This is a genomic window from Inquilinus limosus DSM 16000, from assembly GCF_000423185.1.
Lineage (GTDB): Bacteria > Pseudomonadota > Alphaproteobacteria > DSM-16000 > Inquilinaceae > Inquilinus > Inquilinus limosus.
Genome location: NZ_KE383985.1, coordinates 307,723 through 331,500, shown reverse-complemented (window position 1 = coordinate 331,500; position 23,778 = coordinate 307,723). Strand labels below are relative to the sequence as shown.

Annotated in this window: 21 protein-coding genes, 1 tRNA gene and 1 pseudogene; 10 read left to right on the top strand and 13 right to left on the bottom strand. The window is 70.5% G+C overall.

Annotation, left to right across the window (positions count from 1 at the left end):
* The first annotated feature begins 30 nt into the window (after window positions 1-30).
* A complete protein-coding gene (locus G537_RS41005) occupies window positions 31-1,230 on the top strand; it encodes an adenylate/guanylate cyclase domain-containing protein (protein ID WP_064742249.1) in 1,200 nt (399 codons plus the stop codon).
* Between the two features lie 18 nt (window positions 1,231-1,248).
* On the opposite strand, the gene G537_RS41000 is transcribed toward G537_RS41005, so the two are convergent.
* Together G537_RS41000 and G537_RS0131240 are read right to left on the bottom strand one after the other, a co-directional pair.
* The gene (locus G537_RS41000) at window positions 1,249-2,205 is read right to left on the bottom strand and encodes an alpha/beta fold hydrolase (protein ID WP_051249357.1); all 957 of its coding nucleotides are present in this window, start codon (window positions 2,203-2,205) and stop codon (window positions 1,249-1,251) included.
* 205 nt (window positions 2,206-2,410) lie between these two features.
* The gene (locus tag G537_RS0131240; RefSeq protein WP_026873387.1) at window positions 2,411-3,319 is read right to left on the bottom strand and encodes a LysR family transcriptional regulator; all 909 of its coding nucleotides are present in this window, start codon (window positions 3,317-3,319) and stop codon (window positions 2,411-2,413) included.
* A 180-nt stretch (window positions 3,320-3,499) separates the two neighbouring features.
* Here G537_RS0131240 and G537_RS0131235 point away from each other — a divergent pair, with 180 nt between their 5' ends.
* Entirely contained in the window at window positions 3,500-7,075 is a 3,576-nt protein-coding gene (locus G537_RS0131235; RefSeq protein ID WP_026873386.1) for an ABC transporter ATP-binding protein, read from the top strand.
* Window positions 7,076-7,197: 122 nt separating this feature from the next.
* Here G537_RS0131235 and G537_RS0131230 read toward each other — a convergent pair whose 3' ends face one another.
* Window positions 7,198-8,223, bottom strand: coding sequence for an ABC transporter ATP-binding protein (locus G537_RS0131230; protein ID WP_425402318.1), 1,026 nt, complete (start codon window positions 8,221-8,223; stop codon window positions 7,198-7,200).
* A gap of 71 nt (window positions 8,224-8,294) precedes the next feature.
* On the opposite strand from G537_RS0131230, the gene G537_RS0131225 reads away from it, so the two are divergent.
* The 6 genes from G537_RS0131225 (at window position 8,295) to dapB (ending at window position 13,949) form a co-directional block, all read left to right on the top strand.
* Complete coding sequence (locus G537_RS0131225; protein WP_026873384.1) at window positions 8,295-8,486, top strand: zinc-finger domain-containing protein; 192 nt, start codon at window positions 8,295-8,297, stop codon at window positions 8,484-8,486.
* Between the two features lie 16 nt (window positions 8,487-8,502).
* On the top strand, window positions 8,503-8,856 hold the full coding sequence (locus G537_RS0131220; RefSeq protein WP_026873383.1) for an MmcQ/YjbR family DNA-binding protein: 354 nt from the start codon (window positions 8,503-8,505) through the stop codon (window positions 8,854-8,856).
* A gap of 70 nt (window positions 8,857-8,926) precedes the next feature.
* Window positions 8,927-9,553, top strand: a complete 627-nt coding sequence (locus G537_RS0131215; RefSeq protein ID WP_026873382.1) for a rhomboid family intramembrane serine protease — start codon at window positions 8,927-8,929, stop codon at window positions 9,551-9,553.
* A 225-nt stretch (window positions 9,554-9,778) separates the two neighbouring features.
* Window positions 9,779-11,695, top strand: a complete 1,917-nt coding sequence (gene dnaK / locus G537_RS0131210) for a molecular chaperone DnaK (protein ID WP_026873381.1) — start codon at window positions 9,779-9,781, stop codon at window positions 11,693-11,695.
* Window positions 11,696-11,831: 136 nt separating this feature from the next.
* Entirely contained in the window at window positions 11,832-12,950 is a 1,119-nt protein-coding gene (gene dnaJ / locus G537_RS0131205; RefSeq protein ID WP_026873380.1) for a molecular chaperone DnaJ, read from the top strand.
* Between the two features lie 159 nt (window positions 12,951-13,109).
* Entirely contained in the window at window positions 13,110-13,949 is an 840-nt protein-coding gene (dapB, locus tag G537_RS0131200) for a 4-hydroxy-tetrahydrodipicolinate reductase (RefSeq protein WP_051249355.1), read from the top strand.
* Between the two features lie 14 nt (window positions 13,950-13,963).
* Here dapB and G537_RS0131195 read toward each other — a convergent pair whose 3' ends face one another.
* Window positions 13,964-14,494 carry a DUF2244 domain-containing protein gene (locus tag G537_RS0131195; RefSeq protein ID WP_034853556.1) on the bottom strand — a complete coding sequence of 177 codons (531 nt, stop codon included), beginning with the start codon at window positions 14,492-14,494 and terminating at the stop codon, window positions 13,964-13,966.
* A 77-nt stretch (window positions 14,495-14,571) separates the two neighbouring features.
* Here G537_RS0131195 and nth point away from each other — a divergent pair, with 77 nt between their 5' ends.
* Entirely contained in the window at window positions 14,572-15,216 is a 645-nt protein-coding gene (gene nth / locus G537_RS0131190) for an endonuclease III (RefSeq protein WP_026873377.1), read from the top strand.
* 7 nt (window positions 15,217-15,223) lie between these two features.
* Here the strand turns inward: nth and G537_RS0131185 are convergent, their stop codons facing one another.
* The 3 genes from G537_RS0131185 to G537_RS40995 form a co-directional block, all read right to left on the bottom strand.
* The gene (locus G537_RS0131185) at window positions 15,224-16,168 is read right to left on the bottom strand and encodes a hypothetical protein (protein ID WP_026873376.1); all 945 of its coding nucleotides are present in this window, start codon (window positions 16,166-16,168) and stop codon (window positions 15,224-15,226) included.
* Window positions 16,169-16,365: 197 nt separating this feature from the next.
* Complete coding sequence (locus G537_RS0131180) at window positions 16,366-16,773, bottom strand: VOC family protein (RefSeq protein WP_026873375.1); 408 nt, start codon at window positions 16,771-16,773, stop codon at window positions 16,366-16,368.
* 30 nt (window positions 16,774-16,803) lie between these two features.
* Complete coding sequence (locus tag G537_RS40995) at window positions 16,804-17,685, bottom strand: N-formylglutamate amidohydrolase (protein WP_051249354.1); 882 nt, start codon at window positions 17,683-17,685, stop codon at window positions 16,804-16,806.
* A gap of 151 nt (window positions 17,686-17,836) precedes the next feature.
* Here G537_RS40995 and G537_RS0131170 point away from each other — a divergent pair.
* A tRNA-Val gene (locus G537_RS0131170) sits at window positions 17,837-17,911 on the top strand.
* A gap of 116 nt (window positions 17,912-18,027) precedes the next feature.
* Here the strand turns inward: G537_RS0131170 and G537_RS45515 are convergent.
* The 6 genes and pseudogenes from G537_RS45515 to G537_RS0131145 all read right to left on the bottom strand — a co-directional run bounded on the left by G537_RS45515 (window position 18,028) and on the right by G537_RS0131145 (window position 23,395).
* Window positions 18,028-18,162 carry a type II toxin-antitoxin system RelE/ParE family toxin gene (locus G537_RS45515; RefSeq protein ID WP_281171517.1) on the bottom strand — a complete coding sequence of 45 codons (135 nt, stop codon included), beginning with the start codon at window positions 18,160-18,162 and terminating at the stop codon, window positions 18,028-18,030.
* Between the two features lie 37 nt (window positions 18,163-18,199).
* Window positions 18,200-18,304: pseudogene (locus G537_RS45690) on the bottom strand (type II toxin-antitoxin system RelE/ParE family toxin); the annotation flags it as partial.
* Window positions 18,301-18,564 carry a type II toxin-antitoxin system ParD family antitoxin gene (locus G537_RS0131160; protein ID WP_211230567.1) on the bottom strand — a complete coding sequence of 88 codons (264 nt, stop codon included), beginning with the start codon at window positions 18,562-18,564 and terminating at the stop codon, window positions 18,301-18,303. The pseudogene G537_RS45690 and the gene G537_RS0131160, both read right to left, overlap by 4 nt.
* Window positions 18,565-18,646: 82 nt before the next feature.
* The gene (locus tag G537_RS40985) at window positions 18,647-19,372 is read right to left on the bottom strand and encodes a class I SAM-dependent methyltransferase (protein ID WP_051249353.1); all 726 of its coding nucleotides are present in this window, start codon (window positions 19,370-19,372) and stop codon (window positions 18,647-18,649) included.
* A gap of 26 nt (window positions 19,373-19,398) precedes the next feature.
* On the bottom strand, window positions 19,399-21,216 hold the full coding sequence (locus tag G537_RS42565; protein WP_051249352.1) for a polysaccharide pyruvyl transferase family protein: 1,818 nt from the start codon (window positions 21,214-21,216) through the stop codon (window positions 19,399-19,401).
* Window positions 21,209-23,395, bottom strand: coding sequence for a polysaccharide pyruvyl transferase family protein (locus G537_RS0131145; RefSeq protein WP_155888859.1), 2,187 nt, complete (start codon window positions 23,393-23,395; stop codon window positions 21,209-21,211). The genes G537_RS42565 and G537_RS0131145 overlap by 8 nt, the downstream gene beginning before the upstream one ends.
* Window positions 23,396-23,778 lie beyond the last annotated feature (383 nt).

Below are 23,778 nucleotides of genomic sequence, written 5' to 3'. Positions count from 1 at the left end.
ATGGGCGTCGTGATCGAGAAAGACCATCCGATGACGAGCTGTACCGGCTCACCCACCCTCGACTGGCTGCTCTATGAAGCGCCGACGATCCGCGACACCAGCCAGCTGCTGGAGGAGTTCTGCAACCGCCTGGTGGCGGAGGACGTTCCGGTCGCCCGCGCGCTGGCCATCGTGCCCGCCCTCCACCCGCTCTATTTCGGCACCGCCTATATCTGGCGCGGCACCGGCGCGATCGAGCGCCGCCGCGGCCTGTGGGAGAACCGGAACTCGCCGGAATACCAGCAGAGCCCGATCCGCGTGGTGATCGAGGAGGGGGCGGACGCGCTGCGCCGCCGCCTGACCGGACCGAAGGCGCAGCTGGACTTCCCGGTGCTGGAGGAGTTCCGCGACGAGGGGCTGACCGACTACGCCCTGTTCGGCCTCGGCTTCACCGGCGGCCGCCGCTCGGCCATTTCCTTCGCCACGCGGGAGGAGGATGGCTTCTCCGAGCCGGCGCTGGAAAAGCTCGACCGGCTGATGCCGATCCTGACCCGGCTGATCGAGATCCACACGCTGCGCGCCACCGCGGTCGACCTCCTGGACACCTATGTCGGTCACGACGCCGGCGCCCGCATCCTGAACGGCCAGATCCGCCGCGGCATGTCGGAATCGCTGCACGCCGCGATCTGGTACTGCGACCTCCGCGATTTCACGGCGATGAGCGAGAGCGTGGGCCGCGAGGAGATCGTCGCCACGCTCGACAGCTATTTCGAGACGATGGCCGCGTCGGTGCAGGAAGCCGGCGGCGAGATCCTGAAGTTCATCGGCGACGCCATGCTGGCGATCTTCCCGGTGGACGAGGAGCAGGGCGTGCGCGACGCCGCGGCCAAGGCCCTGGCTGCGGCGGCGATGGCGGAGCACGGCATGGCCGCGCTCAACGCCAGACGTGTCGAGGAGGGCCGGCCGGCGCTGGACTACGGCCTGTCGCTGCATATCGGCGAGGTGATGTACGGCAACATCGGCGCCGCCGACCGGCTGGACTTCACCGTCATCGGCCCCGCGGTCAACCTGGCCAGCCGGGTCGAGGCGTTGTGCCGCATCACCGGCCGCCGGCCGCTGATGACCGACGCCTTCCGCCGGGCCGCCGGGGTGGAGGCCGAGCCGATGGGCCGATTCAGCCTGCGCGGCGTGTTGGAGGAGCAGGAGGTGTTCAGCCCGGTGCGGCTGCCGCTGCCGGCCGAGGCCGCCTAGCCGCCCTTTCCCGATCGCTCAGCGCCCGGTCGACGCCTGCTGCTCGGTGGCCGGGGCCGTCCCGTCGGCCAGGGCCCGCCGGGCCTGGCCGCGCAGCTCGGCGCCCGAAGGCAGGCCGGGCCCGGGATGCAGCACCCAGTCGGCGATGTCGCGCTGCGGCGTGCGCCGGCCGAGGTCGCGCAGCAGCCAGTGCCAGCCGCGGCTGTAGGAGGCGACGACCACATCCGGCCGCCGCGGCAGGCGGCGCAGCAGCCGGTCGACCGACGCCGGCGCCAGCACCTGCTCATGCTCGCCCAGCAGCACCAGGGTCGGCTCCGGGATCTCCGCCGCCGCATCGGAGGCGCGGCCCATCAGGTCGACCAGCCCGTCGATCGCGTCGACCCGCGTGGCCCGGATGTAGAGCGGGTCGCGGCCGAGCGCGACCAGCATCGGGATGTTGTCGCTGGCCTGGACGCCGAGATTGCGCCCGGTGAAGGTCATCGCCGGGATCAGCCGGCGGGTCAGCCACAGCGCCACCCGGGGGATGGCGTCCATGCTCTGCCGGCCCCAGGTGGCCGGGGCGGACAGGATCAGCCCGGCCATCGGCGGATGCTCCGGTCGGGTCGCGGTCAGGATCGCGACGGCGCCGCCCATGCTTTCGCCGAGCAGATAGACCGGCACGCCGGGGTAGCGCGCCTCCAGCAGCCGCAGCGCCGTGGCGGCGTCGTCGGCCAGGGTCTCCGCCCCCGGCCAGATGCCGCGCCCGGCGGTGGCGCCGAAGCCGCGCTGGTCATAGGCGTAGGTGGCGATGCCGATCTGGCCCCAGAACCGCGCGGGGTCGTCGAAGGCCTTGCCGTATTCGTTGAAGCCGTGCAGCGCCAGGATCACCGCGCGCGGCTTGTCCACCGGGCCCCAGTGGCGCAGCGGCAGGCGGTAGCCGTCGGCCGCGATCACCGCATCCGCCTCCAGCCCCGGCGTTCCGTTCAGGGCTCCCATGGGCTGGAGCTCCGCCCCGCAGGCGGCGACCAGGAGCAGGGTGAGGAGGGAGAGGAGGCGGGAAGCGACTTTGAAGAGATGCGCCTTTTTTGTCCCCCCTCCCCTCTCGGGAGGGGGGTAGGGGGAGGGGGGACCAGGATTTGCCTTCGTCACAGTCAGGTCGCTCACCAGCATGGCGCCATTTCATCCGCCCGCCGCGGCGTGATCAAGCCGCCGCGGCCTCCTGCGGCAGACGGCCCTCCAGGACATCGCGGCGCTCGCGGAACAGGGCGACCAGGGAATCCATCACCCGGCGCACCCGCGACAGCGCCCGCAGGTCGCGATGCACCAGCAGCCACTGGTCGACCCCGACCTCCGCCACCACCGGTCCCAGCCGGCTCAGGCCCGGATCCGGGTCGCCGGCGTAACAGGGCAGCAGGCCGATCGCCTCGCCGCTGCGCACCACGTGCTGCAGCACCAGCCAGTTGTTGACCCGCACCGCCGGCCGGGCGCCCTGCAGCAGCTCCGCCACCCAGGCCTGGCCGGGCATGTAGGCGTGCTCCTCGTCGAAGCCGGCCCAGGTGACGCCGCGCAGACCCTCCGGCGTCGTGTCGGCGACCTCGCGGTCCCGGGCGGCGTAGATCGCGTATTCCACCCGGCCCAGCCGCCGCGCCACCAGGCTCGGGATATCCGGCACCTGCTCGCGGATCAAGAGGTCGGCCTCGCGCCGCGAGAGATTGGCCAGCATGTGGCTGGCCGCCAGCTCGATCTCGATGCATTGCAGTCCGCGCCGCAGCCGCGGCAGATGGTCGGCCAGGAAGCCCGTCATCGCCTCGCCGGCCGAGATCCGGACCGTGCCGTGCGCCGTGTCGCCGAGGCCGGCGCTGCGGCGCTGGATCGATTCGGCCGCGCGCTCCATCGCCTCGGTGTCGGCCAGCAGCTCCTCGCCCGCCGCGGTCAGCACGAAGCGGTCGGGCAGCCGGTCGAACAGCCGGGTGCCGATCGCCTCCTCCAGGCTGCGCACCCGTCGGGCCACGGTCGGGTGGCTGACCTGCAGCCGCCGCGCCGCCGCGGTCAGGTTGCCCTCGCGCGCCAGTGTCAGGAACACGCGCAGATCGTCCCAATCGGCGGTCATGGCCGGCGTCTCCCGCATCGACATGCCTGAACAGAAACGTACAGCCCCTCCTCGAATTTGTCGAATTCCGTTCACCAGCGTTCACATTATCGTCTGGTCGGGGCCGGCCCGACCCATCCGACGCCTGACTTATTCAAGGGGGGCCGACCGGCGGCGTCTCATCAGAGGGAAACACGCGCGATGCACTTCGAACCGCGCCTGTGGCACTTCACCCAAGGGGTCCGTCTCCGCATCGTCTGGGCCGTGGCCATCGGCCTGGTCTCGGTCGCGCTCGGCGTCGCCCGGCTGGCCCTGCTGGGCTGGCTGATCGGCCAGGTCTTCGCCGGACGGCCGCTGGCCGAGCTGGCGCCCGCCATCGCCCTGATCGCCGGCGTCATGGTGCTGCGCGGCGTGTTCGAGCACGGACGCGTGATGATCGCGCATGAGACCGCGTCGCGCGTTCAGGCCCGGCTGCGCCGGACCATCTTCGACCGGATCGCGGCACTGGGGCCCGGCACCGTGGCCCGCCGCCGCTCCGGCGCCCTGACCCTGTCGCTGATCGACGGGGTGGAGCAGCTGGAGGTCTATTTCGGCCAGTTCCTGCCGCAGTTCCTGATCTCGCTGCTGACCCCGGTCCTGATCTTCGCCGCCATCGCTTTCGTCGACCTGCCGGTGGCCGCGGTGATGCTGGCCTTCGCGCTGATCGCGCTGTTCGGCCCGGCGCTGTGGCACCGGCACGAGACCGGCAGCTCGCTGCAGCTGCGCCAGGTCTATGCCGATTTCGCCGCCGAGTTCCTGGATTCGGTCCAGGGCCTGGCGACGCTGAAGGCCTTCGGCCAGAGCAAGGCCCGCGCCGCGGTGCTGGAAGCCAAGGCGCGGTCGCTGTTCCGCAGCACCATGCGGGTGCTGGCGACCAACGTCCTGGCCCGCGGCATCACCGACAGCGCCATCGCCTGCGGCGCCGCCGCGGCCCTGGCACTGGGCGCCTGGCGGGTCGAGTCGGGCGCCATGGCCCTGTCGGCGCTGCTGGTCATCCTGATGCTCGGCGTCGAGATCTTCCGGCCGATGCGCGAGCTGCGGTCGGTGCTGCACCAGGGCATGGTCGGCCTGTCCGCCGCCCAGGGCATCTACCAGGTGCTGGACGACACGCCGGAGGTTGCGGATGCGCCCCCGGCGGCGCTGGCTCGGCCGCTGGCCCCGACCATCGAATTCGACGGCGTGCGCTTCCGCTATCCCGGCACCCGCCGCACCATCCATGAGGCGCTGAGCTTCGAGGCCAGGGCCGGCGAGCGGATCGGCCTGGTCGGCCCGTCCGGCGGCGGCAAGTCGTCGATCGTGCGCCTGCTGCTGCGCTTCTACGACCCGGAGGCCGGCACCATCCGGCTGGGCGGGCACGATCTGCGCGGCCTGTCCTTCGACCAGATCCGGTCGATGATCTCGGTGGTGAACCAGGACACCTTCCTGTTCCACGGCACGGTCGAGGACAACATCCGCATGGGCCGGCCGGACGCCACCGAAGCGGAGGTCGAGGCGGCCGCCCGCGCCGCCAACATCCACGGCTTCATCCAGTCGCTGCCGCAGGGCTACCGCACCGTCGTCGGCGAGAAGGGCGTGAAGCTGTCCGGCGGCCAGCGCCAGCGCGTCGCCATCGCCCGCGCCCTGCTGCGCGACACCCCGATCCTGGTGCTGGACGAGGCGCTGTCCGCGGTCGACGCCGAGAACGAGGCGGTGATCCAGGAGGCGCTGGACCGGCTGATGCAGGGCCGCACCACGCTGATCCTGGCGCACCGCCTGTCGAGCGTGATCGGCTGCGACCGCATCCTGGTGCTGGACCGTGGCCGGGTGGTCGAGAGCGGCCCCCACGCCGCGCTGATGCAGCAGGGCGGCGTCTATGCCGGGCTGATGGCCGAGCAGGCGCGCGAATCCGCCGCCGGCACTATCATCGATGCCCCGGTCGCCGCCCGCACCGCCGAGCCGGCCCCGGCCGCGCCCGCCGCCGCGACCAAGGTGGAGACCGAGGGCATCCTCAAGGCCGAGGGCCTGGGCTGGGGTCGGCTGGTGGCCGAGCTGATGAGGCTGGCCATGCCCTGGAAGGGCAAGCTGGCCCTGACCTTCGCGTTCGGCGTGCTGCGCGTCGTCGCCTTCATCGGCGTCGGGGTGCTGAGCGCGCTGGTCCTGCTGGCGCTGAAGAACGGCGAGCCCTATGGCGGGCTGCTCTGGGCCCTGGCCGTGGTAGCGCCGCTGTCCGGCGTGCTGCACTGGCTGGAATCCTGGATCGCCCACGACATGGCCTTCCGCCTGCTGGCCGACATGCGTGCCGACGTGTTCCGCAAGCTCGACGCCCTGGCCCCGGCCTATCTGGTGCGGCGGCGCACCGGCGACCTGATGGCGCTGGTCACCCACGACATCGAGCTGGTGGAGTACTTCTTCGCCCACACCGTGGCGCCGGCCTTCGTCGCCGTGCTGGTGCCGGCCGCGGTGCTGGCCGTGCTGGTCTGGGCCAGCCCCTGGATCGCGCTGGCGCTGCTGCCCTTCCTGCTGGCGGTGGCCGTCAGCCCGTTCCTGATGCGCGGCCGGGTCGACCGCCTCGGCTCCGAGTCGCGCGAGGCGGCGGGTGAGCTGGGCGCCTTCGCGGTCGATTCGGTGCAGGGGCTGGGCGAGATCGTCGCCTTCCAGCAGGAGAAGGCCCGCGGCGACCGGCTGGACGCGCTGTCGCAACGCTTCATCCGGCTGCGCCTGCCCTTCTTCGCCGAGCTGACCCGGCAGCAGAGCCTGCTGGAGATCCTGACCGGCCTGGGCGGCTTGGCCGTGGTGGTGACCGGCGCCGCGCTGTCGACGCAGAGCGCCATCGACCCGGGCCTGCTGCCGCTGCTGACCATCCTGGCCATGGCCGCCTTCCTGCCGGTGTCGGAGATCGCGCAGATCGGCCGCCAGCTGGCCGACACGCTGGGCGCCACCCGCCGCATCTACGGGCTGAAGGCCGAGCCGGTGCCGGTCACCGACGGGCCGGGCGTGCCCGACCATCCTGGTCCGGCGGCGCTGGCGCTGCAGGGCGTCGGCTTCACCTATCCCGGCCAGGGCCGGCGCGCCCTGGCCGGGGTGACGGTCGAGATCCCGGCCGGCAAGACGGTGGCGCTGGTCGGCACCTCCGGCGCCGGCAAGACCACCACGGCCCAGCTGCTGATGCGGTTCTGGGACCCGGACGAGGGCCGGATCATCCTGAACGGCGTCGATCTGCGCGACTACGACCTCGACGACCTGCGCCGGCGCATCGCGCTGGTGGCCCAGGACACCTACCTGTTCAACGACACGCTGCGCGCCAACATCCGGATCGCCCGGCCCGATGCGGGCGAAGAGGAGCTGGCTGCGGCGATCGAGCATGCGTCGCTGGCCGAGCTGGTCGAGACCCTGCCCGAGGGGCTCGATTCGCCGGTCGGTGAGCGCGGCACGGCGCTGTCCGGCGGCCAGCGCCAGCGCGTCGCCATCGCCCGGGCCTTCCTGAAGAACGCGCCGGTGCTGATCCTGGACGAGGCGACCTCGCATCTCGACACGGTGAACGAGCAGGCGGTGCGCCGGGCGCTGGACCGGCTGCAGGCCGACCGCACCACCATCGTCATCGCCCACCGCCTGTCGACCGTGCGCGACGCCGACCTGATCGTGGTGCTGGACGAGGGACGGGTGGCCGAGACCGGCACCCATGCGGCGCTGCTGGCCCGCGGCGGGCTCTACGCCCAGCTGGTCTCCCGCCAGCTCGCCTCGGCCCAGGCGGCGCAGTAGCGGGTTCGTTCACCGCTCCCTCACATTGTCATGCCCGGGCTTGACCCGGGCATCCAGACGGTCTCGACAGCCTCTGGATTGCCGGGTCAAGCCCGGCAATGACAATCGGAGGAGTGGCTCGTTTACTCCCCTGCCGCCCTCCTTGCCGCCGCGGCGCCTTCGCCGGTGAGCTGCAGGAAGATGTCCTCGAGGTCGGTCTCCTCGGTGGTCAGGTCGGCGATGCGGATACCGTTCTGGTCCATCAGGTTCAGGAGATCGCCCAGCCGGGTCTCGCTCGGCCGGTAGCGCACCACCAGCCGGGCCGCGCCCGCCAGCTCCATGCCGCGGGCGGCCAGGACCGGCGGCAGCGCGTCCAGCGGCTCGCTCAAGCTCACCACCAGGGTCTTGCTGTCGACGCTGGAGAGGAGGTTGGCGGTGCTGTCGCAGGCGACGATGCGGCCGTGATCGATGATCGCGATCCGGTCGCACAGCTCCTCCGCTTCCTCCAGGTAATGGGTGGTCAGGACGATGGTGGTGCCGGCCCGGTTCAGCGCCCGGACATGGGCCCAGAGGCTGCGCCGCAGCTCGATGTCGACGCCGGCGGTCGGCTCGTCCAGCACCAGCACGGGCGGCGAATGCACCATCGCCTTGGCCACCATCAGCCGCCGCCGCATGCCGCCCGACAGCGTCCGGGCATAGGCATCGGCCTTGTCGGCCAGCCCGACCGCCTCCAGCAGCGCCTCGGTGATCCGCTCGCCCTTCGGCACGCCGTAGAGCCCGGCCTGGAGGTCCAGGAGCTCTCGCGGAGTGAAGAACGGGTCAATGTTCAGTTCCTGCGGCACCACCCCGATCGCGGCCCGGGCCTGGCGCGGCGACCGGCCGATGTCGAAGCCCCAGATCCAGGCGTCGCCCGCGGTCTTGTTGACGAGCCCGGCCAGGATGTTGATCAGGGTCGACTTGCCGGCGCCGTTCGGGCCCAGGAGGCCGAAGATGGACCCGGCGGGGATGTCGAGGTCGATCGGGTGCAGGGCCAGCTTGTCCGGCTGCTTGTTGCGCCCGCGATAGGTCTTGGTCAGGCCGCGCAGCCGGATGGCGCTCTCCGGTGCGGCGTTCGGCAGCGGCTCGGCGGCCATGATCCTGTGCGAAGTAGTTGATCGGCTGGGCGCCATGGGTATCATCCGGCCGGAGCGCGGGCAATCTTCGCCCGCCGATGTCTTTTGCCGCCAGGAACCTCCGAGCCATGCAGCCCGCCACCCTTCAGCCGTCCGAAGTGATCGAGGTCGACCGCGATGTCGAGACGGTGGGGTGCGACGGCGGCGGCGGGCCGCTGGGCCACCCGATGGTCTACTACCCGATCGGGCATGAGCACGAGGTGGTGTGCAACTATTGCGGCCGCCGCTTCGTGCGCAAGGGCAACCGCCACGGCCACTGACCGCCCGGCGCCGGGGATGACGCCCGAGGCGGTCGAGGCCTTCTGCCTGTCGCTGCCCGGCGCGACCCTGAGCGTGCAATGGGGCGGCGCCCATGTGTTCAAGGTCGGCGGCAAGATCTTCGCCCTGCTGGCCGGGATGTCGCGCGGCGAACCCGAGGCCTGGTTCAAGGCGTCGGACTTCTCCCACATCCTCCTGATCGAGCAGCCGGGCATCCGCCCGGCGCCCTATCTGGCCCGCGCCAAATGGGTGGCGGCGGCGCTGGACGCCCTGCCCGAGGCGGACCTGCAGGCCTATCTGCGCGAGGCGCACCGGCTGATCCTGGCCAAGCTGACCCGGGCCGCGCGGGCCGAGATCCTCGGGCCGGGGTGACGGATCGCGCGCTTCCGATCGGCCTCGTGCTCCTGTAAGAGGCCGGGACCCGTTGCCGCCCGGAGGGGCCATGTCGCGCCAGCCGATCTTCAACGTCCCGCCGATCACGCTGTGGCTGAGCGGCGCGATGATCGCGGTCTTCGCCGCCATCCACCTGCTGCCGCAGCAGGTCTGGGCGCCGGTCGTCTACCGCATGGCCGTGGTTCCGGCCTTCTTCCAGTATCTCGGCCAGCTGTCGCCGCTCGACGCCCTGACGGTGGTCGCATCGCTGGTGTTCTATGCCCTGGTGCATTCCGAGCCGATCCATCTGATCGCCAATCTCGGCTTCTTCCTGGCCTTCGGCAGCGTCTGCGAGCGGCAGTACGGCCCCCGCCGCTACACCGTGCTGCTGCTGGTGACGACCGTGGCCGCGGCGCTGGTCCAGATCGCCGCGAGCTGGGGCGAGGACACCACGCTGATCGGCGCCTCCGGCGCGGTGTCGGGCTGCGTCGGCGCCTTCTGCCGGCTGGCCCTGGCGCGGCACGATCCGGCCGGGCGGCGGCTGGCCCTGAACCTGATAGGCTTCACCATCGTCGTCAACGTCGTATTCGCCGTGCTGGGCGGCGGCCTCATGGGCGTGGACGCCCAGATCGCCTGGCAGGCCCATATCGGCGGCTTCCTGGCCGGCTTCGTCCTGGGCGCGCCCCGACGGGCGTGACAGGGGCGGGCGCGATGAGCCCGGGCGTGACGGGCCGGGCGTGACCGGGCGGCCACATCCCTGCGGGCCGTCACAATCCTGAAGACTCGACGTTGCAGCCCGAGGACGCGCCGCCTATATGACCGGGGAAGCAAAGGCCGCCGCGGGCGGCAGTGAGATCGATTGGGGGTCCCGGCGGTGCCTCACCGAGGGCCAGCCGCGACCTGCTGAAGGAATGAGGAAGAGATGAGCAAAGTCATCGGTATCGACCTCGGCACCACCAATTCCTGCGTCGCTATCATGGATGGGTCGCAGGCGCGGGTGATCGAGAATGCGGAAGGCGCGCGCACCACGCCGTCGATCGTCGCCTTCACCGAATCGGGTGAGCGGCTGGTCGGCCAGGCGGCGAAGCGCCAGGCGGTGACCAACCCCGAGAACACGATCTTCGCGGTCAAGCGCCTGATCGGCCGCCGCTACGACGACCCGATGACCCAGAAGGACAAGGGCCTCGTCCCCTACCAGATCGTCGCCGGCGACAACGGCGACGCCTGGGTCGAGTCGCGCGGCCAGAAGTATGCGCCGAGCCAGATTTCCGCCTTCACCCTGATGAAGATGAAGGAGACGGCCGAGGCGTTCCTGGGCGAGAAGGTGACCCAGGCCGTCATCACCGTCCCGGCCTACTTCAACGACAGCCAGCGCCAGGCCACCAAGGATGCCGGCAAGATCGCCGGGCTCGAGGTGCTGCGCATCATCAACGAGCCGACGGCGGCCGCCCTGGCCTACGGCCTGGACAAGAAGGCGTCGGGCACGATCGCGGTCTACGACCTCGGCGGCGGCACCTTCGACATCTCGATCCTCGAGATCGGCGACGGCGTGTTCGAGGTGAAGTCGACCAACGGCGACACCTTCCTGGGCGGCGAGGACTTCGACGCCAAGATCATCGACTACCTGGCCGAGGAGTTCAAAAAGGAGCAGGGCATCGACCTGCGGAAGGACCGCCTGGCCTTGCAGCGCCTGAAGGAAGCGGCCGAGAAGGCGAAGATCGAGCTGTCCTCCTCGGTCCAGACCGAGGTGAACCTGCCCTTCATCACCGCCGACGCGTCCGGCCCGAAGCACCTGAACATCAAGCTGACCCGAGCGAAGCTCGAGGCGCTGGTCGACGACCTGATCCAGCGCACGGTCGAGCCGTGCCGCGCCGCGCTGCGCGACGCCGGCCTGAAGGCCAGCGAGATCGACGAGGTGATCCTGGTCGGCGGCATGACCCGCATGCCCAAGGTCATCGAGACGGTGAAGCAGTTCTTCGGCAAGGACCCGCATCGCGGCGTCAACCCGGATGAGGTCGTGGCCGTCGGCGCCGCGATCCAGGGCGGCGTGCTGCGCGGCGAGGTCAAGGACGTGCTGCTGCTCGACGTCACCCCGCTGTCACTGGGCATCGAGACGCTGGGCGGCGTGTTCACCCGGCTGATCGAGCGCAACACCACGATCCCGACCAAGAAGAGCCAGACCTTCTCGACCGCCGAGGACAACCAGACCGCGGTGACGATCCGCGTGTTCCAGGGCGAGCGCGAGATGGCGGCCGACAACAAGCTGCTGGGCCAGTTCGACCTGGTCGGCATCCCGCCGGCCCCGCGCGGCATGCCGCAGATCGAGGTGACCTTCGACATCGACGCCAACGGCATCGTCAATGTCGGCGCCAAGGACAAGGCGACGGGCAAGGAGCAGGCGATCCGCATCCAGGCTTCGGGCGGCCTGTCCGACACCGACATCGACAAGATGGTCAAGGACGCCGAGGCCAACGCCGCCGCCGACAAGAAGCGGCGCGAGACGGTCGAGGCCCGCAACCACGCCGATGCGCTGATCCATTCGACCGAGAAGCAGCTGGCCGAGTTCGGCGACAAGGCCGAGGCGGCCGACAAGGCCGCGGTCGAGAGCGCGATCGCCGATCTGAAGTCGGTCCTGACCAGCGAGGACGCCGAGGAGATCAAGGCCAAGACCCAGGCCCTGGCCCAGGCGGCGATGAAGATCGGCGAGGCCATGTACAAGGCCAGTCAGGAGTCGGGCGCCGCCCCGGGCGGCGAGCAGGCTTCGGCGAAGCCGGACGACGGCGTGGTCGACGCCGATTTCGAGGAAGTCGACGACGACAAGAAGAAGAAGTCGGCGTGACCGCGGGCCGATGACCGCGACACGTCGATAAGGGGCAGTCGCCGCCCCCGCGAGGGTTCCTGACGGGCCGCGCGGGGGCGGTTTCCATCCGGGCCGGGGCCGTCGAGGGCTCTCCCGGTTCGGCACGAGGATCCGCATGGCGAAGCAGGACTTTTACGATCTTCTGGGGGTTGCGCGCGGCGCCGGCGCGGACGAGATCAAGAAGGCCTATCGCAAGCTCGCGATGCAGTATCACCCGGACCGCAATCCGGGCGACAAGGCCGCCGAGCAGAAGTTCAAGGAAATCAACGAGGCCTATGACGTCCTGAAGGACGAGCAGAAGCGCGCCGCCTATGACCGTTTCGGCCACGCCGCCTTCGACGGCGCCGGGCCGCGCGGCCCGGGCGGGGCCGACTTCTCGGGCGGCTTCGCCGACATCTTCGAGGAGATGTTCGGCGACTTCATGGGCGGCCGCCGGGGCCAGCGCGCCCAGGCCGGGCGCGGCGCCGATGTCCGCTTCAACCTCGAGATCACGCTCGAGGAGGCGTTCCAGGGCAAGCAGGCGACGATCAAGGTGCCGTCCTCGGTCGCCTGCGAGGTCTGCGACGGTTCCGGCGCCGAGCCCGGCAGCCAGCCGGTGACCTGCCCGACCTGCGGCGGCGCCGGCCGGGTCCGCGCCTCCCAGGGCTTCTTCACGGTCGAGCGCACCTGCCCGAGCTGCGGCGGCCAGGGCCGGGTGATCAAGAACCCGTGCCGGAACTGCGGCGGCTCCGGCCGCACCCGCAAGGACAAGACGCTGAAAGTCGACATCCCGCCGGGGGTGGACGACGGCACCCGCATCCGCCTGGCCAACGAGGGCGAGAGCGGCATGCGCGGCGCACCGCCCGGCGACCTCTACATCTTCCTGTCGGTGCGGCCGCACGCGCTGTTCCAGCGCGACGGCGCCGACCTGTTCTGCAAGGCGCCGATCCCGATGACCACGGCGGCGCTGGGCGGGCCGATCGAGATCCCGGCGATCGACGGCGGCCGCGCCAAGATCACGGTGCCGGCCGGCACCCAGTCCGGCGCCCGCTTCCGCCTGCGCGGCAAGGGCATGACGGTGCTGCGCTCGGCCGGCCGCGGCGACATGTATGTCGAGCTGCAGGTCGAGACCCCGGTCAACCTGACCAAGCGCCAGCGCGAGCTGCTCGAGGAGTTCGAGCGCGACGGCGGCGGCGGCACCAGCCCCGAGAGCCAGGGCTTCTTCGCCAAGGTGAAGGAGTTCTTCAAGGAGTAGCGGCAGGCGGGATCGGACCGCCTTCTCTCCTTCTTGTCATCACCCGGCTTGACCTGGTGATCCGGGGGCCGCAAAGAGCCGATGCACCCAACCTGGATGCCCGGGTCGAGCCCGGGCATGACAGGAGGGGTGGAGGACCACACCGAAGGACCCTGCCGCATGACCGCCGGCGACACCCCCCGCCCTGTCGAGGGCCCCCTCAGGCTCGGCATCACCGGCGCTGCCGGCCGGATGGGCCGGATGCTGGTGCAGACGGTGCTGGACATCGCCGACGGCTCGGTGGTGCTGCACGGCGCGGTCGAGCATGAAGGCAGCGCCGCGGTCGGCCGGGATGCCGGCCTGGTCGCCGGGCGGCCGGCCTGCGGCGTCACCGTCGGCGACGACCCGGTGCAGCTCTTCGCCACCGCCGACGCGGTGGTCGACTTCACCCGGCCGGAGGCCTCGGTGCGCTTCGCGGCGCTGGCCGCGCAGGGCAAGGCGGTGCATGTCGTCGGCACCACCGGCTTCTCGGCCGAGGATCTGGCGGCGCTGGGCCGGGCCGCGCGCCACACCCCGATCATCCAGTCCTACAATATGAGCCTGGGCGTGAACCTGCTGGCGGCGCTGGTGCGCCAGGCCGCCCGCGCGCTCGACGCCGCCGGCTGGGACATCGAGGTGGTGGAGATGCACCACCGCCACAAGATCGACGCCCCTTCCGGCACCGCGATCCTGCTGGGCCGCGCCGCCGCCGAGGGCCGCGGGGTCGATTTCGACGCGGTGAAGGCGATCGACCGCGACGGCAGGCGCCCGGACGGCGCCATCGGCTTCGCCACGCTGCGCGGCGGCGACGTGGTCGGCGAGCATGCGGTGATCCTGGCCGGGACCGGCGAGCGCATCGAGCTGGCGCACAGGGCGACCGACCGCGGCATCTTCGCCCGCGGTGCGGTCAAGGCGGCGCTGTGGGGCCGCGGTCGGGCCCCCGGCCTCTACACCATGGCCGACGTGCTGGGGCTGAGCTGACGCACTCCCCGCCGTCACCCCTCCGCCCGGGGCCCGCGCAGCCGGTCGAGCGCCGCCGAGAGGTCGCGCGCCAGATCGGCGCGGTCGGACGGGGCCAGGAAGCCGCCGATGGCGACGCGCTGTCCGTGGCTGGTCAGGGTGACCCGATTCTGGCCGATCTCGCTGCGGTCGACCTCGACCCGCAGCCAGTAGGGCTGCAGCTCGATCCGGTGCGACACGCCGCGATGGTCGCCGTGCTCGATCACCAGCCGGTCCGCGGTCAGGCGCAGGCTTTCCCAGCTGCGCTCCGCCCGCCGCAGATTCGACCGCATCAGAAGATAGAGCAGCACCGCGTCGAGGCCGTAGAAGCCGAACACCGGCCAGGCGCCGAGCATCAGGAACAGCACGCCGTTGAACAGGCTGGTGACGCCGACCACGCCGATCACCAGCCAGAAGCCGAAGGGGCCCAGGCTGCGCTTCGGCCGCAGCAGCCGCTCGAACAGGACCGGCGCGCGGTCATCGGCGGCCCCATGGGCGCCGACCCGGGTGATGCTGCTGCTGCGCATACTGGAAGCATAGGCCGCGGCGGCCGCATGGCAAAGGCCGATGGCGCGCCCCCTTTCGCCCCGCTAGGCTGCGGCGCATGACGCCCGCCGCCATCGACACCTTCTACGCCCGCCTCGCCGCCCGGATGCCGGAGCCGAAGAGCGAGCTGAACTACCACAACCCCTACACCCTGCTGGTCGCCGTGGTGCTGTCGGCGCAGGCCACCGATGTCGGGGTGAACAAGGCGACCGGGCCGCTTTTCGCCGTCGCCGACACGCCGGAGAAGATCGTGGCGCTGGGGGTGGAGGGGCTGTCGCGCTACATCCGCACCATCGGCCTCTACAACATGAAGGCGAAGAACGTCATCGCCCTGTCGGAGATCCTGCTGAAGCAGCATGGCGGCGAGGTGCCGCGCGACCGGGCGGCGCTGGAGGCGCTGCCGGGGGTCGGGCGCAAGACCGCCAATGTGGTGCTCAACGTCGCCTTCGGCGAGCCGACCATCGCCGTCGACACCCACATCTTCCGGGTCGGGAACCGCACCGGCCTGGCCCCCGGCAAGACGCCGGACGCGGTGGAGCGGGTGCTGGAGCGGGTGACGCCGGACCGGTGGAAGCGGCACGCGCATCACTGGCTGATCCTGCACGGCCGCTACACCTGCAAGGCGCGCAAGCCGCTGTGCCCGGCCTGCCCCGTCGCCGATCTGTGCGAATGGCCGGAGAAGACGGCGTCGGTACCGGCCTAGCCCGGGGCTAGACGGTCTGCCGCGCGCGCTCGCCGGCCCCCCGCCCCGGCCCGGCCAGGACCGCGAGATGGGCCCGGGCGATCCCGAACTTCTTCTCGAAGGACGTGCCGGATTCGATGCGGTGGAACAGGTCCTGCCGGTCCGCCAGGGAGTCGATCATGCGGTCGACGAAGGGATGCCGCGGCCGGGCCTGGGCGGTCGCCCGCAGATAGGCCAGCCCGTCCGGGTCGGCCAGGTCGGCGCCGAAGCTGTCCCTGATCTCGCCGGCCAGCGCGGCCTCGAACCACGGCAGCAGCCTGGGGTGGGTCAGCAGCGCGCCGAACAGCGAATCCTCGCGATAGCCGTGCCAGCGCGTCGTCAGGCGCCTGGCCTCGTCGTCGCCGACGCTGGCGAGATCCTTGAACGAGCTGCCGCCGCCGTGCCGGGTGACGGCGGTGACGCGTTCGCTCGACCGCAGCCCGAGCCGGTCCGCCACCCGCTGGCGATAGGCCGCATCGATCAGCCAGGCGTTGTAGCCGATCAGGGAGAGGCCGGGCACGGCGCCTTCGGCATAGGCCTCGAGCCAGTCGCGCTCGGCGAAGAGCTGGCGGAGGATCATCACCAGGTCCAGCCGGACGAGCCGCTTGCGGTGCAGCAGGCTGGCGCAGAGGTTCAGCGGGTCGCGCAGGAACAGCAGGTCCACCGTCCGGCCGCCGGCCACGCGCTGCAGGCGCCAGGCGACGTCGAGCCCCAGCCGCGTCACCCCCTCATAGTTGAAGATCACGGCGTCGGGCGCGCTCTTGCCGGGCGCCGGGGGTTGGTCGAGCTTCAGCAGGCGCGACCGGATCGGCTCGCCGATCACGAGGTTGTTGGCGAAGGCGGTCGGCGCCTCGCGGTGCTGCCGCAGCCAGCGGACGAAGGCGTGATGGCCGGACCGCTTGGTGGATATGACGTTGATGAATTCGCGGGTCATCCTGCGCCCTGCTCTCCCGGATTGGACGGATGAAGCTCCCTGCCCCGCGCGTCTCCTGGCCGGGCGGCGAAGATCGCCGCCGGCGGCGCGCAGTCTGTCCGCGGGCCATCCTTACAGGAAAGTAAAGAGGGACAGAACCGTTCTCTCGTCCGTCGCAGGAAGGACCGAGGCGTTCCGGGCGTGGGTACGCCCGCCGGTCAGGCCGGGTGGTCGGCGATCTCGTCGTAGCCGCGGTTGAGGAACTCGATCAGGCAGAGGCCGTGCCCGAAGGGGTCGGCCAGCGGGGCCAGCCTGCCCCAGGCGGCGGTGCGGATCTCGCCCTCGGCCACGGCGCCGGCCGCGACCGCACGCCGCAGCGCCGCCGCGATGTCGTCCACCACCACGTCGAGATGCACCGGCGTCCAGTGCCGGGCGTAGCCGCGGCGGCTGTCACCGGCGCCGATCGTGCCGGCCGGCTTGCGCAGCAGGTAGACCGGGGCGGGCCAGCCGGTCAGCTCCGCCATCTCACCGCCGAAGCGGCGCCCGACCGTGAGGCCGAAGGCCGCGGTGTAGAAGGCGACCGCGGCGTCGAGATCGGGCACGTCGATATTGACCAAGAGGCTCATGGCGATCCCCTCTCTCGCCCGACGATCCCGCTATCCCGACAGCGTCTCCTGCCCGATCGCGCCGAGGGCGGCGACGAAATCGGTCATGTCGGCGGTCAGCCGCTCCAGGCCCCGGCTCGGCGACAGCGTCGCCTCGTCCATGTAGAGGGCCCGGTTCAGCTCGATCTGCAGGGCGTGGATGCCGGCGCGCGGCCGGCCGTAGTGCCGGGTGGTGAAGCCGCCGGCATAGGGTGTGTTGCGGGTGACGACATAGCCGCGGCCGGCCAGCCACTGCTCCGCCGCCTCGGTCACCGTCGCGGCGCAGGAGCTGCCGTAGCAGTCGCCCAGCACGACATCGACGGCGCGGCCGCCCGGGGTGCGCGAGGCGCCCTGCGACGGCATCGAATGGGCGTCGATCAGGATGGCGTGGCCGAAGGCGGCGCGGGTCTCGTCGACCAGCCGGCGCAGCGCCGCGTGATAGGGGGTGTAGTAGCGCTCGACCCGCTCCACCGCCTCGGCGAATCGCAGCTTGCCGCGATAGATGTCCTTCCCCTGGGCGACGATGCGGGCGATGGTGCCGAGCCCGGCGACGACCCGCGGCGAGCGGGTGTTGACCCAGCCCGGCAGCGCGTCGTCGAACATCTCGGGGTCGAGCTCATAGGCCTCGCGGTTGACGTCGAGGAAGGCGCGCGGGAACAGCGCGCGCAGCAGCGGCACCCCGCGCTCGGGCACCCGGCCGAAGATCTCGTCGACGAAGCCGTCCTCGGAACGGCGCAGCGTGTGCGGGTCGAGCCGTGCCGCGGCCAGGAACGATGGCGGGTATTCGCGGCCGCTGTGCGGCGACGCGACCACGACCGGGAGGCGCCGACCCGGCGGCAGGGCGATCGCCACCGCGTCGGACGCCGGCGACTGCGAGGCGACTTGACCATCCATGTCACCGTCATATCGCAGCCTCCGGGGGCTGTCGACGGGGCCGATGGGCTGGGTGGCCGGCGGGCTTGGTTTGACGCTTGCACACCCCGGTCGATGATGCTACATGGGCGCTCCCCGCGGACGACCGGCCTCGGCCGTCCTTCCCGGTAACGGGCGCGTAGCTCAGCGGGAGAGCACTACGTTGACATCGTAGGGGTCACTGGTTCAATCCCAGTCGCGCCCACCACCGGATCTCAGGAAGCTTGGCGACATCGGCGGCTTTCGTCGTGGACAGCTCAGAGGCGCAAGCGCGCGCCCGGAGCAGTTCGCCAGGTGCGGGCGATGGGTACAGCATGCCGCCCCCTACAGGAGCGCCTCATAGTCGCGCGCGCCGTGCAGGACACGCACCACATAGACCTGCTCGTCATCGGCACGATAGAAAATCTGGCAGTTGCCGCGCACGCGCCGGCGGATGCCCCGTTTCTCGTAACGCGGCACGAGGGGTGGCCCATCGGCATGTCGGCCAGCTTGCCCGCAGCTCTTGCACGAAGCTCAGGGCCCGAGCCGGGTTGTCCCTCGCAATGAAATCGGCAATGTCCTCAAGATCGCTTTCTGCTTCTGCGGAAAGCGCAACGATCATTCCGTTTCCCCGGCCATAGACCGGTACTTGCGCTCAAGCCGCTCGAAGACCTCGTCGACAGGCTTGGTTCGGCCGGCCTCGATATCAGCCAGGCCGCGTTCGATGGCGGCATCCAGCAGGGCGAGGCGCTTCTCGCGTTCCTCGACGAGGCGTACGCCTTCGCGCAGCACCTCGCTCTTCGAGCCGTAGCGGCCGGATTCGACCAGCTTCTTGACGACGCTTTCGAGCCGCGGCCCAAGATCAGCACTGATCACGGTCATTCTCCGAAATGCCGAGCTTTAATAATAATTATTAAATCGGAAGCGGCAAGCCCCTGCCGCCGCGCAAGATGCCGGCAGCGTTTCACCCGTCCTGCCGCGCCGCCTCCACCTCGACGATTCCCACCCGCGATTCGATCTCGACGGCCGACGCCACTGCCGGCCCCTGCTCGATCTCGCGGAAGCAGCGGTACATGCCGTCGTTGAAGCGGATGTCGTCGAACACGACGATCCAGCGGCCGGCCAGCCGCGGGAGCAGCAGCTCGGCCTGGGCCTTGACGATCTCGCCGACGTGGATGCCGTCGATGAAGGCGATGCCCGGCCGGTCGAAGCGGATGTCCGCCGCCTCGAAGCCCGCCTCGAAGGTGTCGGCGACGGCCGTGAAGCGGGGGCTGATCGCGGCCAGGTTGGCGCGGGCGATCTCCTGCCACTGCCGGTTGGGGTCGAAGGTGACCAGCCGGCCGCGGCGGTTGGCCGAGAGCCCGGCCAGCCAGTACATGCCCGAGACGCCGAAGGCGGTGCCGATCTCGACCACCGTCCACGGCCGGAAGCGGCGGACCAGCTGGTAATAGACCCGCCCGTATTTGTGGCTGGTGCGGACGGCGTTGCTGGACCGCTTGAAGCTGTCGTCGGGCGCGGTGAAGTCGCGATAGCCCTCCCACAGGTCGAGCGGCCCGATCTCCTGCGTCGACCGGGCGCGCTCCGCGATCAGCCGCTCCTTGGCGAAGCGGCGGGGGCGGATCAGATCCGCCACCCGCGTCTCGTTCAGGAACGCCGCATCCCGCTTCCGGCGGACCACGGCCAGCGGCACTTGTGCCGGTTCTCCCATCCTGCCGGTCAGGCCGCGAGCGGGAACGGGCAGGCCTCGCGCAGCGCCGCCAGGTCCGGCATCCGCTCCGGCACGTATTGGCACAGCCGCGCATGGTCGGGCGTGACCGTGCCGATCTCCGCGAGGTCGAAGGGCTCGACATCCTTCAGCCCGACCGAGGCGAAATAGTCCTCGAACTTGGTGTTGCCGCCCGGGATCTGGGTCTCGCTGGTCGACATCACCGCCCAGCCGACCGGGATGCCGTAGGCCTGGGACACGATCAGGCCGTGCAGCGAGGTCGAGATGATGTGCTCGCACTCCGACACCTCGTCGAGGAACGCCTCGATGTCGGCGTAGGAGCTGCGCATGATGTCGATCACCTTGACGTCCGGATGCACCTCCAGCGGCGCCGCCACATGGGTGAAGTGGCGGATCAGGCCGAGCTTGTGCTTCTTGGTGCCCTTCGGCTGGTAGAGCTGCGGCAGCAGCAGGGCGGCGTCGCCGTAGACCTGCGGGCATTTGCCGCCGCTGTCGAGCACCAGGCGCCGCGTCAGCGGGCCGCGCACCGCCCTGTACACCGCCTGCGGGTGCAGCTTGTCGGTCAGGCGCGGGCTGCCGGTGCCCCAGACCGGCGTGCCCTTCTTGGCGAATTTGATCACCGACCCGATGACGAGGGCGCCGCTGCCCGCGGCGACCCAGCGCGGCGGGCGCCCGGTCAGCTTCTCGACGATGTAGGGGTTGAGGATGTCGCCGAAATTGCCGGGATAGGGCTGCTCCATCCACCACAGCTGCGGCCGCTGCTTAGGCTCCAGCCCCCCGGCCTTGGCGCGCTCCTCCAGCCCCAGCCGCAGCATCCGGCCCTTGGCGAAGGCCTTCGCCTTGGCGGTGCCGTGCTGCAGCAGCTCGCCGGCATAGCGCTGGCCCTCCTCCGGCAGGTGGAACTCGATGCAGAAATCGACCACCCGCTGCAGCAGCGTGGACAGGCGCTCGCTGTATTCGCCCTCCTGCCGCAGCTGCGAGATCCGCCCCTCATAGAGCGTCAGCGCGGCCTTCTCGCCCTCCTGCCGCCGGGCGACGCGGGCGAGGGTGTTGAGCGGGTCGTCCTGCGACGGGTCGAGGTCGGTCATCTTCTTCAGATAGACCGCGGCGTTCTGCAGCTTGCCGGCCTTCAGCTCCTGCTCGGAGATGGCCTTGAGCACGCGGTACTGGCGCGACGGCTCCAGGATCGGCGCGTCGTGCTGGGCCACCTCCTTGACGAAGTCGCGGACATTGCCGCTGTCGCCGAAGGCGAACCAGGCATCCGCCGCGCCCAGCTTCTCGCCCCAGGCGATCCGCTTCGGCGGCAGCAGCGTGACCTGCAGCTGCTCGGAATGCGCCCGCCAGGCCTCCTCGAAGAAGTAGTCGTCGGTGCCGCGCTCCTTGCTGGTCTTCTCCAGCTCCACCAGCTGCTCCAGCAGCCGCCGGGTCGCCGAGGTGTAGTTGAAGAACAGGAACCCGGGATGGAATGTCCGCGCGAAGATGAACGGGTCGTATTCCCGGAAATACTTGAAGTTCCGCAGGAAGGCCGCGAAGTCGCTCTCGCAGCGCAGGAACGGGTCCGGCCGTTTGATGATGCGGGTGTCGATATCGACCCAGATGATCGGCCGCTTGTATTCCTCCAGCTTGCGGGAATAGTAGTTGACCTTGTAGCGGCAGATGTCGGCCCAGTTGGCGTCCGGGCCGAGCTTCACCTCCTCGAAATCGTGCTCGATGTCGAGCTTCTTGCAGTCCTCGGCGAGGTTGTAGGCGGAGTCGTAGTAGTACTGCTTTCCGCCGTAGAAGCTGACGACAACGGCTTCCTTATCCATGATTCGCCTCTTCGAGCTGGAGAAGCAGGGTGGTCTCGTCGAGCTGGCTGATCTCGTAGATCGGGCGTTCGACCAGGTCGGAGTCGCCCAAGGTGAAGATGCGCCGGCCCTCGCGGGCGATCTCGGACCCCAGGAATGCCTCGATCGCGGCCCTGACCGCTGGCAGGTCGGGCGCCTCGAGGATGACGTGCGGCGAGCGCGACCGGATCGCGCGGATGCACTCCGCCCGGTCTCTCGCGATCTCGCCCGACAGGCGCAGCCGCACCAGCTTGGCGTCGTCGCAGGCCTTCGCGACCTGCTTCGGGTCGGCCGCATCGCAGAGCCGGATCGCCGCCCGGTCGGTCTTCTTGCCGTTGAGGGCCTGGTACTGCTTCAGGATCGGCTCGCCCTCGCTCTTCTCGAACGCAACCGACACCGATCCCGCCTTGGAGACGAGGCTGCCGAAGGCGGAGGCGAAATAGAGGAAGCCCGGGTCGAGATCGACCACCTTGTCGCCCGGCTTCAGGATCTTGGCGGCGCAGGCCAGCGTGCTGTTCCGCCACCGCCGGGCCTCGATCTCCTGCCGCTCGGCCTCGGCGCTGTCGGCCGGCACGGCGAGCTGGATGGCATCGGCCGTGGTGACCACGACATGGTCCGGCAGCACGATCTCCCGGTTCTCCGGCCGCGCCTCGGCCGCGGCCGGGGCGGCAGGCGGCGCGGCGGCAGGCTCCGGCGCCTTCGCCGCGGGCGGGGCCTTCGCGGATGCCGGGGCCGGCTCGGCCGGGACGGCCTCGACCATGATGGCGCCCTTGCGGTCGAAGACGGTCGCCAGAAGCTGGATGTTCTCGCGCGCGCCCTCGATCGCCGCGGACCGCTCCTCCTCGCCGACCGGCTGGACGAACTCGATCGCGTCCGCGATCCGCAGGTTCCGGTTGGCGTTGTCCAGGAGGATCGCGGCGCGGGTCAGCGACGGGAACCGCTCCGCCAGCGCCCGGCCGCTCTTGCTGGTCGGGCCGCAGACCTGGATCAGCGGCGTCCGCCCGATCACCGAGAAGAGCAGCCCGTGGAACCGCGAGCTGACCACGAGGCCGGCGGAGGCGTAGAGGTCCATGATCGCCGAGACGTCGAAATCGGCCGCCTTGACGACCTGGATCTCGCGCCGCTGCCGCAGCCTTTCGTAGATCGCCTCGTCGTCGACGGAATGGACCACGCCGACCACCGAGGAATGGGTCTTGCCGAGCGCGTCGAGCGTCTCGTCGAGATAGGCGTCGATCGTGCTGTCCCGCTTGGCCAGCCAGCTCTCCAGGCTGTGGCTCAGCGACAGCACGACGAGGCTCGGGTCGCGCCGGAGGGAGATCGAGTCCGGCCCGTCCGCCAGCAGCAGGGCCAAGTCGCCGGTGGTGTGGACGTTCTTCAGCCCCACCGTCTCGGTCAGCAGGGTGGCGTCGCTGCGCTCGCGCACCGTGACCAGCCGCGCCAGGGACAGCGCGTCCTTGTAGGCGGCGGCGCCGAGCGTCGTCCGGATCCCCTGGGTGCCGACGCCGAGCACGGCGCTGGGAATGCCGCGCTCATAGGCGTAGCGGATCGGCGCGGTGTAGTTCGAGACGTTGCTGAAGCTGCTGTCGTAGAGCAGCCCGCCGCCGCCGACCACGACCAGGTCCGCCGTGTCGATGACGCCGTAGTCGGGGTTCGGGCCGACCAGCTCGACCTCGTCGAAGCCGTTGCGATACAGGGCTTCGCGGGCGCCGAAGCTGACCGCGTCGTCGCCGACATTGCCGACGCCGAAGGCCGAGACCACCACCGCCCGCCTCTCCGTCGACGACCGGCGCCGGACGCGGGTGTCGCGCTTGACGTATTCGAGGACCGGCTGGGTGTGGCGGCGGCGGGTGACGTCCAGCACCGACGGCTTCGCGCCGGCGGCGTGCCGGGCGAACACCACGAACACCTCGTTGGCATGCTGGATATCGCCGTGGATCACCAGCGCCTGCAGGATCTGCCGCGGCAGGCGGGGCATCAGCCCCTTGTGCACGATCGCACAATCGGGAACCAGCGACTTGAGCTGCGCCGCCGCGCTGTACGGAATGACCCGGGCATTGGTCAAAGCATTCGACAAGGTCTCGAACAGGTAGTCCGGGACGAGAACCTCTTCTCCCGACGCGGCCTTCAGCGACGAGATCATGTCCTTGTGGTGCTTATCCACTTTCCCCTCCAAGAGCGGGTTTGAGGGGGGATGACGCGACCGGCCTCCCGCGCTTCCGGAAGGGCCTCTTCCGGAAATGCGGACGCGACTAGCTGCCGACCGCCGGCGGCACGGCCGGGCGGAGAGTGGCTGTCATCGTTGAGAGGCGCGAATCTTCGGCGCTAACGGGCGTCGGGTGTCCGTCTGAGACGCCGGTGGTCGCTGGATTCCATCTGATCCCCCTTCGTCCAAGTCACGCAGCCCGAAATCAGCCATCCGTCAAGCGCAGGAACAGCCGATGATCGCGACCTCCTGCCCGGGTTGAACCCCAGATCAGGCACAATGGCGTCGTAGCGCCATTCCCCATGCAGGCTGAACGCCTGTCATCAGGGCTCGTCGGCCGC

What these genes read in the sequence shown, in the direction of transcription:
- G537_RS41005 (WP_064742249.1), top strand. Translation starts at nt 31, where the DNA reads ATGACGAGCTGTACCGGCTCACCCACCCTCGACTGGCTGCTCTATGAA.
- G537_RS41000 (WP_051249357.1), bottom strand. Translation starts at nt 2,205, where the DNA reads ATGGGAGCCCTGAACGGAACGCCGGGGCTGGAGGCGGATGCGGTGATC.
- G537_RS0131240 (WP_026873387.1), bottom strand. Translation starts at nt 3,319, where the DNA reads ATGACCGCCGATTGGGACGATCTGCGCGTGTTCCTGACACTGGCGCGC.
- G537_RS0131235 (WP_026873386.1), top strand. Translation starts at nt 3,500, where the DNA reads ATGCACTTCGAACCGCGCCTGTGGCACTTCACCCAAGGGGTCCGTCTC.
- G537_RS0131230 (WP_425402318.1), bottom strand. Translation starts at nt 8,223, where the DNA reads ATGGCGCCCAGCCGATCAACTACTTCGCACAGGATCATGGCCGCCGAG.
- G537_RS0131225 (WP_026873384.1), top strand. Translation starts at nt 8,295, where the DNA reads ATGCAGCCCGCCACCCTTCAGCCGTCCGAAGTGATCGAGGTCGACCGC.
- G537_RS0131220 (WP_026873383.1), top strand. Translation starts at nt 8,503, where the DNA reads ATGACGCCCGAGGCGGTCGAGGCCTTCTGCCTGTCGCTGCCCGGCGCG.
- G537_RS0131215 (WP_026873382.1), top strand. Translation starts at nt 8,927, where the DNA reads ATGTCGCGCCAGCCGATCTTCAACGTCCCGCCGATCACGCTGTGGCTG.
- dnaK (WP_026873381.1), top strand. Translation starts at nt 9,779, where the DNA reads ATGAGCAAAGTCATCGGTATCGACCTCGGCACCACCAATTCCTGCGTC.
- dnaJ (WP_026873380.1), top strand. Translation starts at nt 11,832, where the DNA reads ATGGCGAAGCAGGACTTTTACGATCTTCTGGGGGTTGCGCGCGGCGCC.
- dapB (WP_051249355.1), top strand. Translation starts at nt 13,110, where the DNA reads ATGACCGCCGGCGACACCCCCCGCCCTGTCGAGGGCCCCCTCAGGCTC.
- G537_RS0131195 (WP_034853556.1), bottom strand. Translation starts at nt 14,494, where the DNA reads ATGCGCAGCAGCAGCATCACCCGGGTCGGCGCCCATGGGGCCGCCGAT.
- nth (WP_026873377.1), top strand. Translation starts at nt 14,572, where the DNA reads ATGACGCCCGCCGCCATCGACACCTTCTACGCCCGCCTCGCCGCCCGG.
- G537_RS0131185 (WP_026873376.1), bottom strand. Translation starts at nt 16,168, where the DNA reads ATGACCCGCGAATTCATCAACGTCATATCCACCAAGCGGTCCGGCCAT.
- G537_RS0131180 (WP_026873375.1), bottom strand. Translation starts at nt 16,773, where the DNA reads ATGAGCCTCTTGGTCAATATCGACGTGCCCGATCTCGACGCCGCGGTC.
- G537_RS40995 (WP_051249354.1), bottom strand. Translation starts at nt 17,685, where the DNA reads ATGGATGGTCAAGTCGCCTCGCAGTCGCCGGCGTCCGACGCGGTGGCG.
- G537_RS0131160 (WP_211230567.1), bottom strand. Translation starts at nt 18,564, where the DNA reads ATGACCGTGATCAGTGCTGATCTTGGGCCGCGGCTCGAAAGCGTCGTC.
- G537_RS42565 (WP_051249352.1), bottom strand. Translation starts at nt 21,216, where the DNA reads ATGGATAAGGAAGCCGTTGTCGTCAGCTTCTACGGCGGAAAGCAGTAC.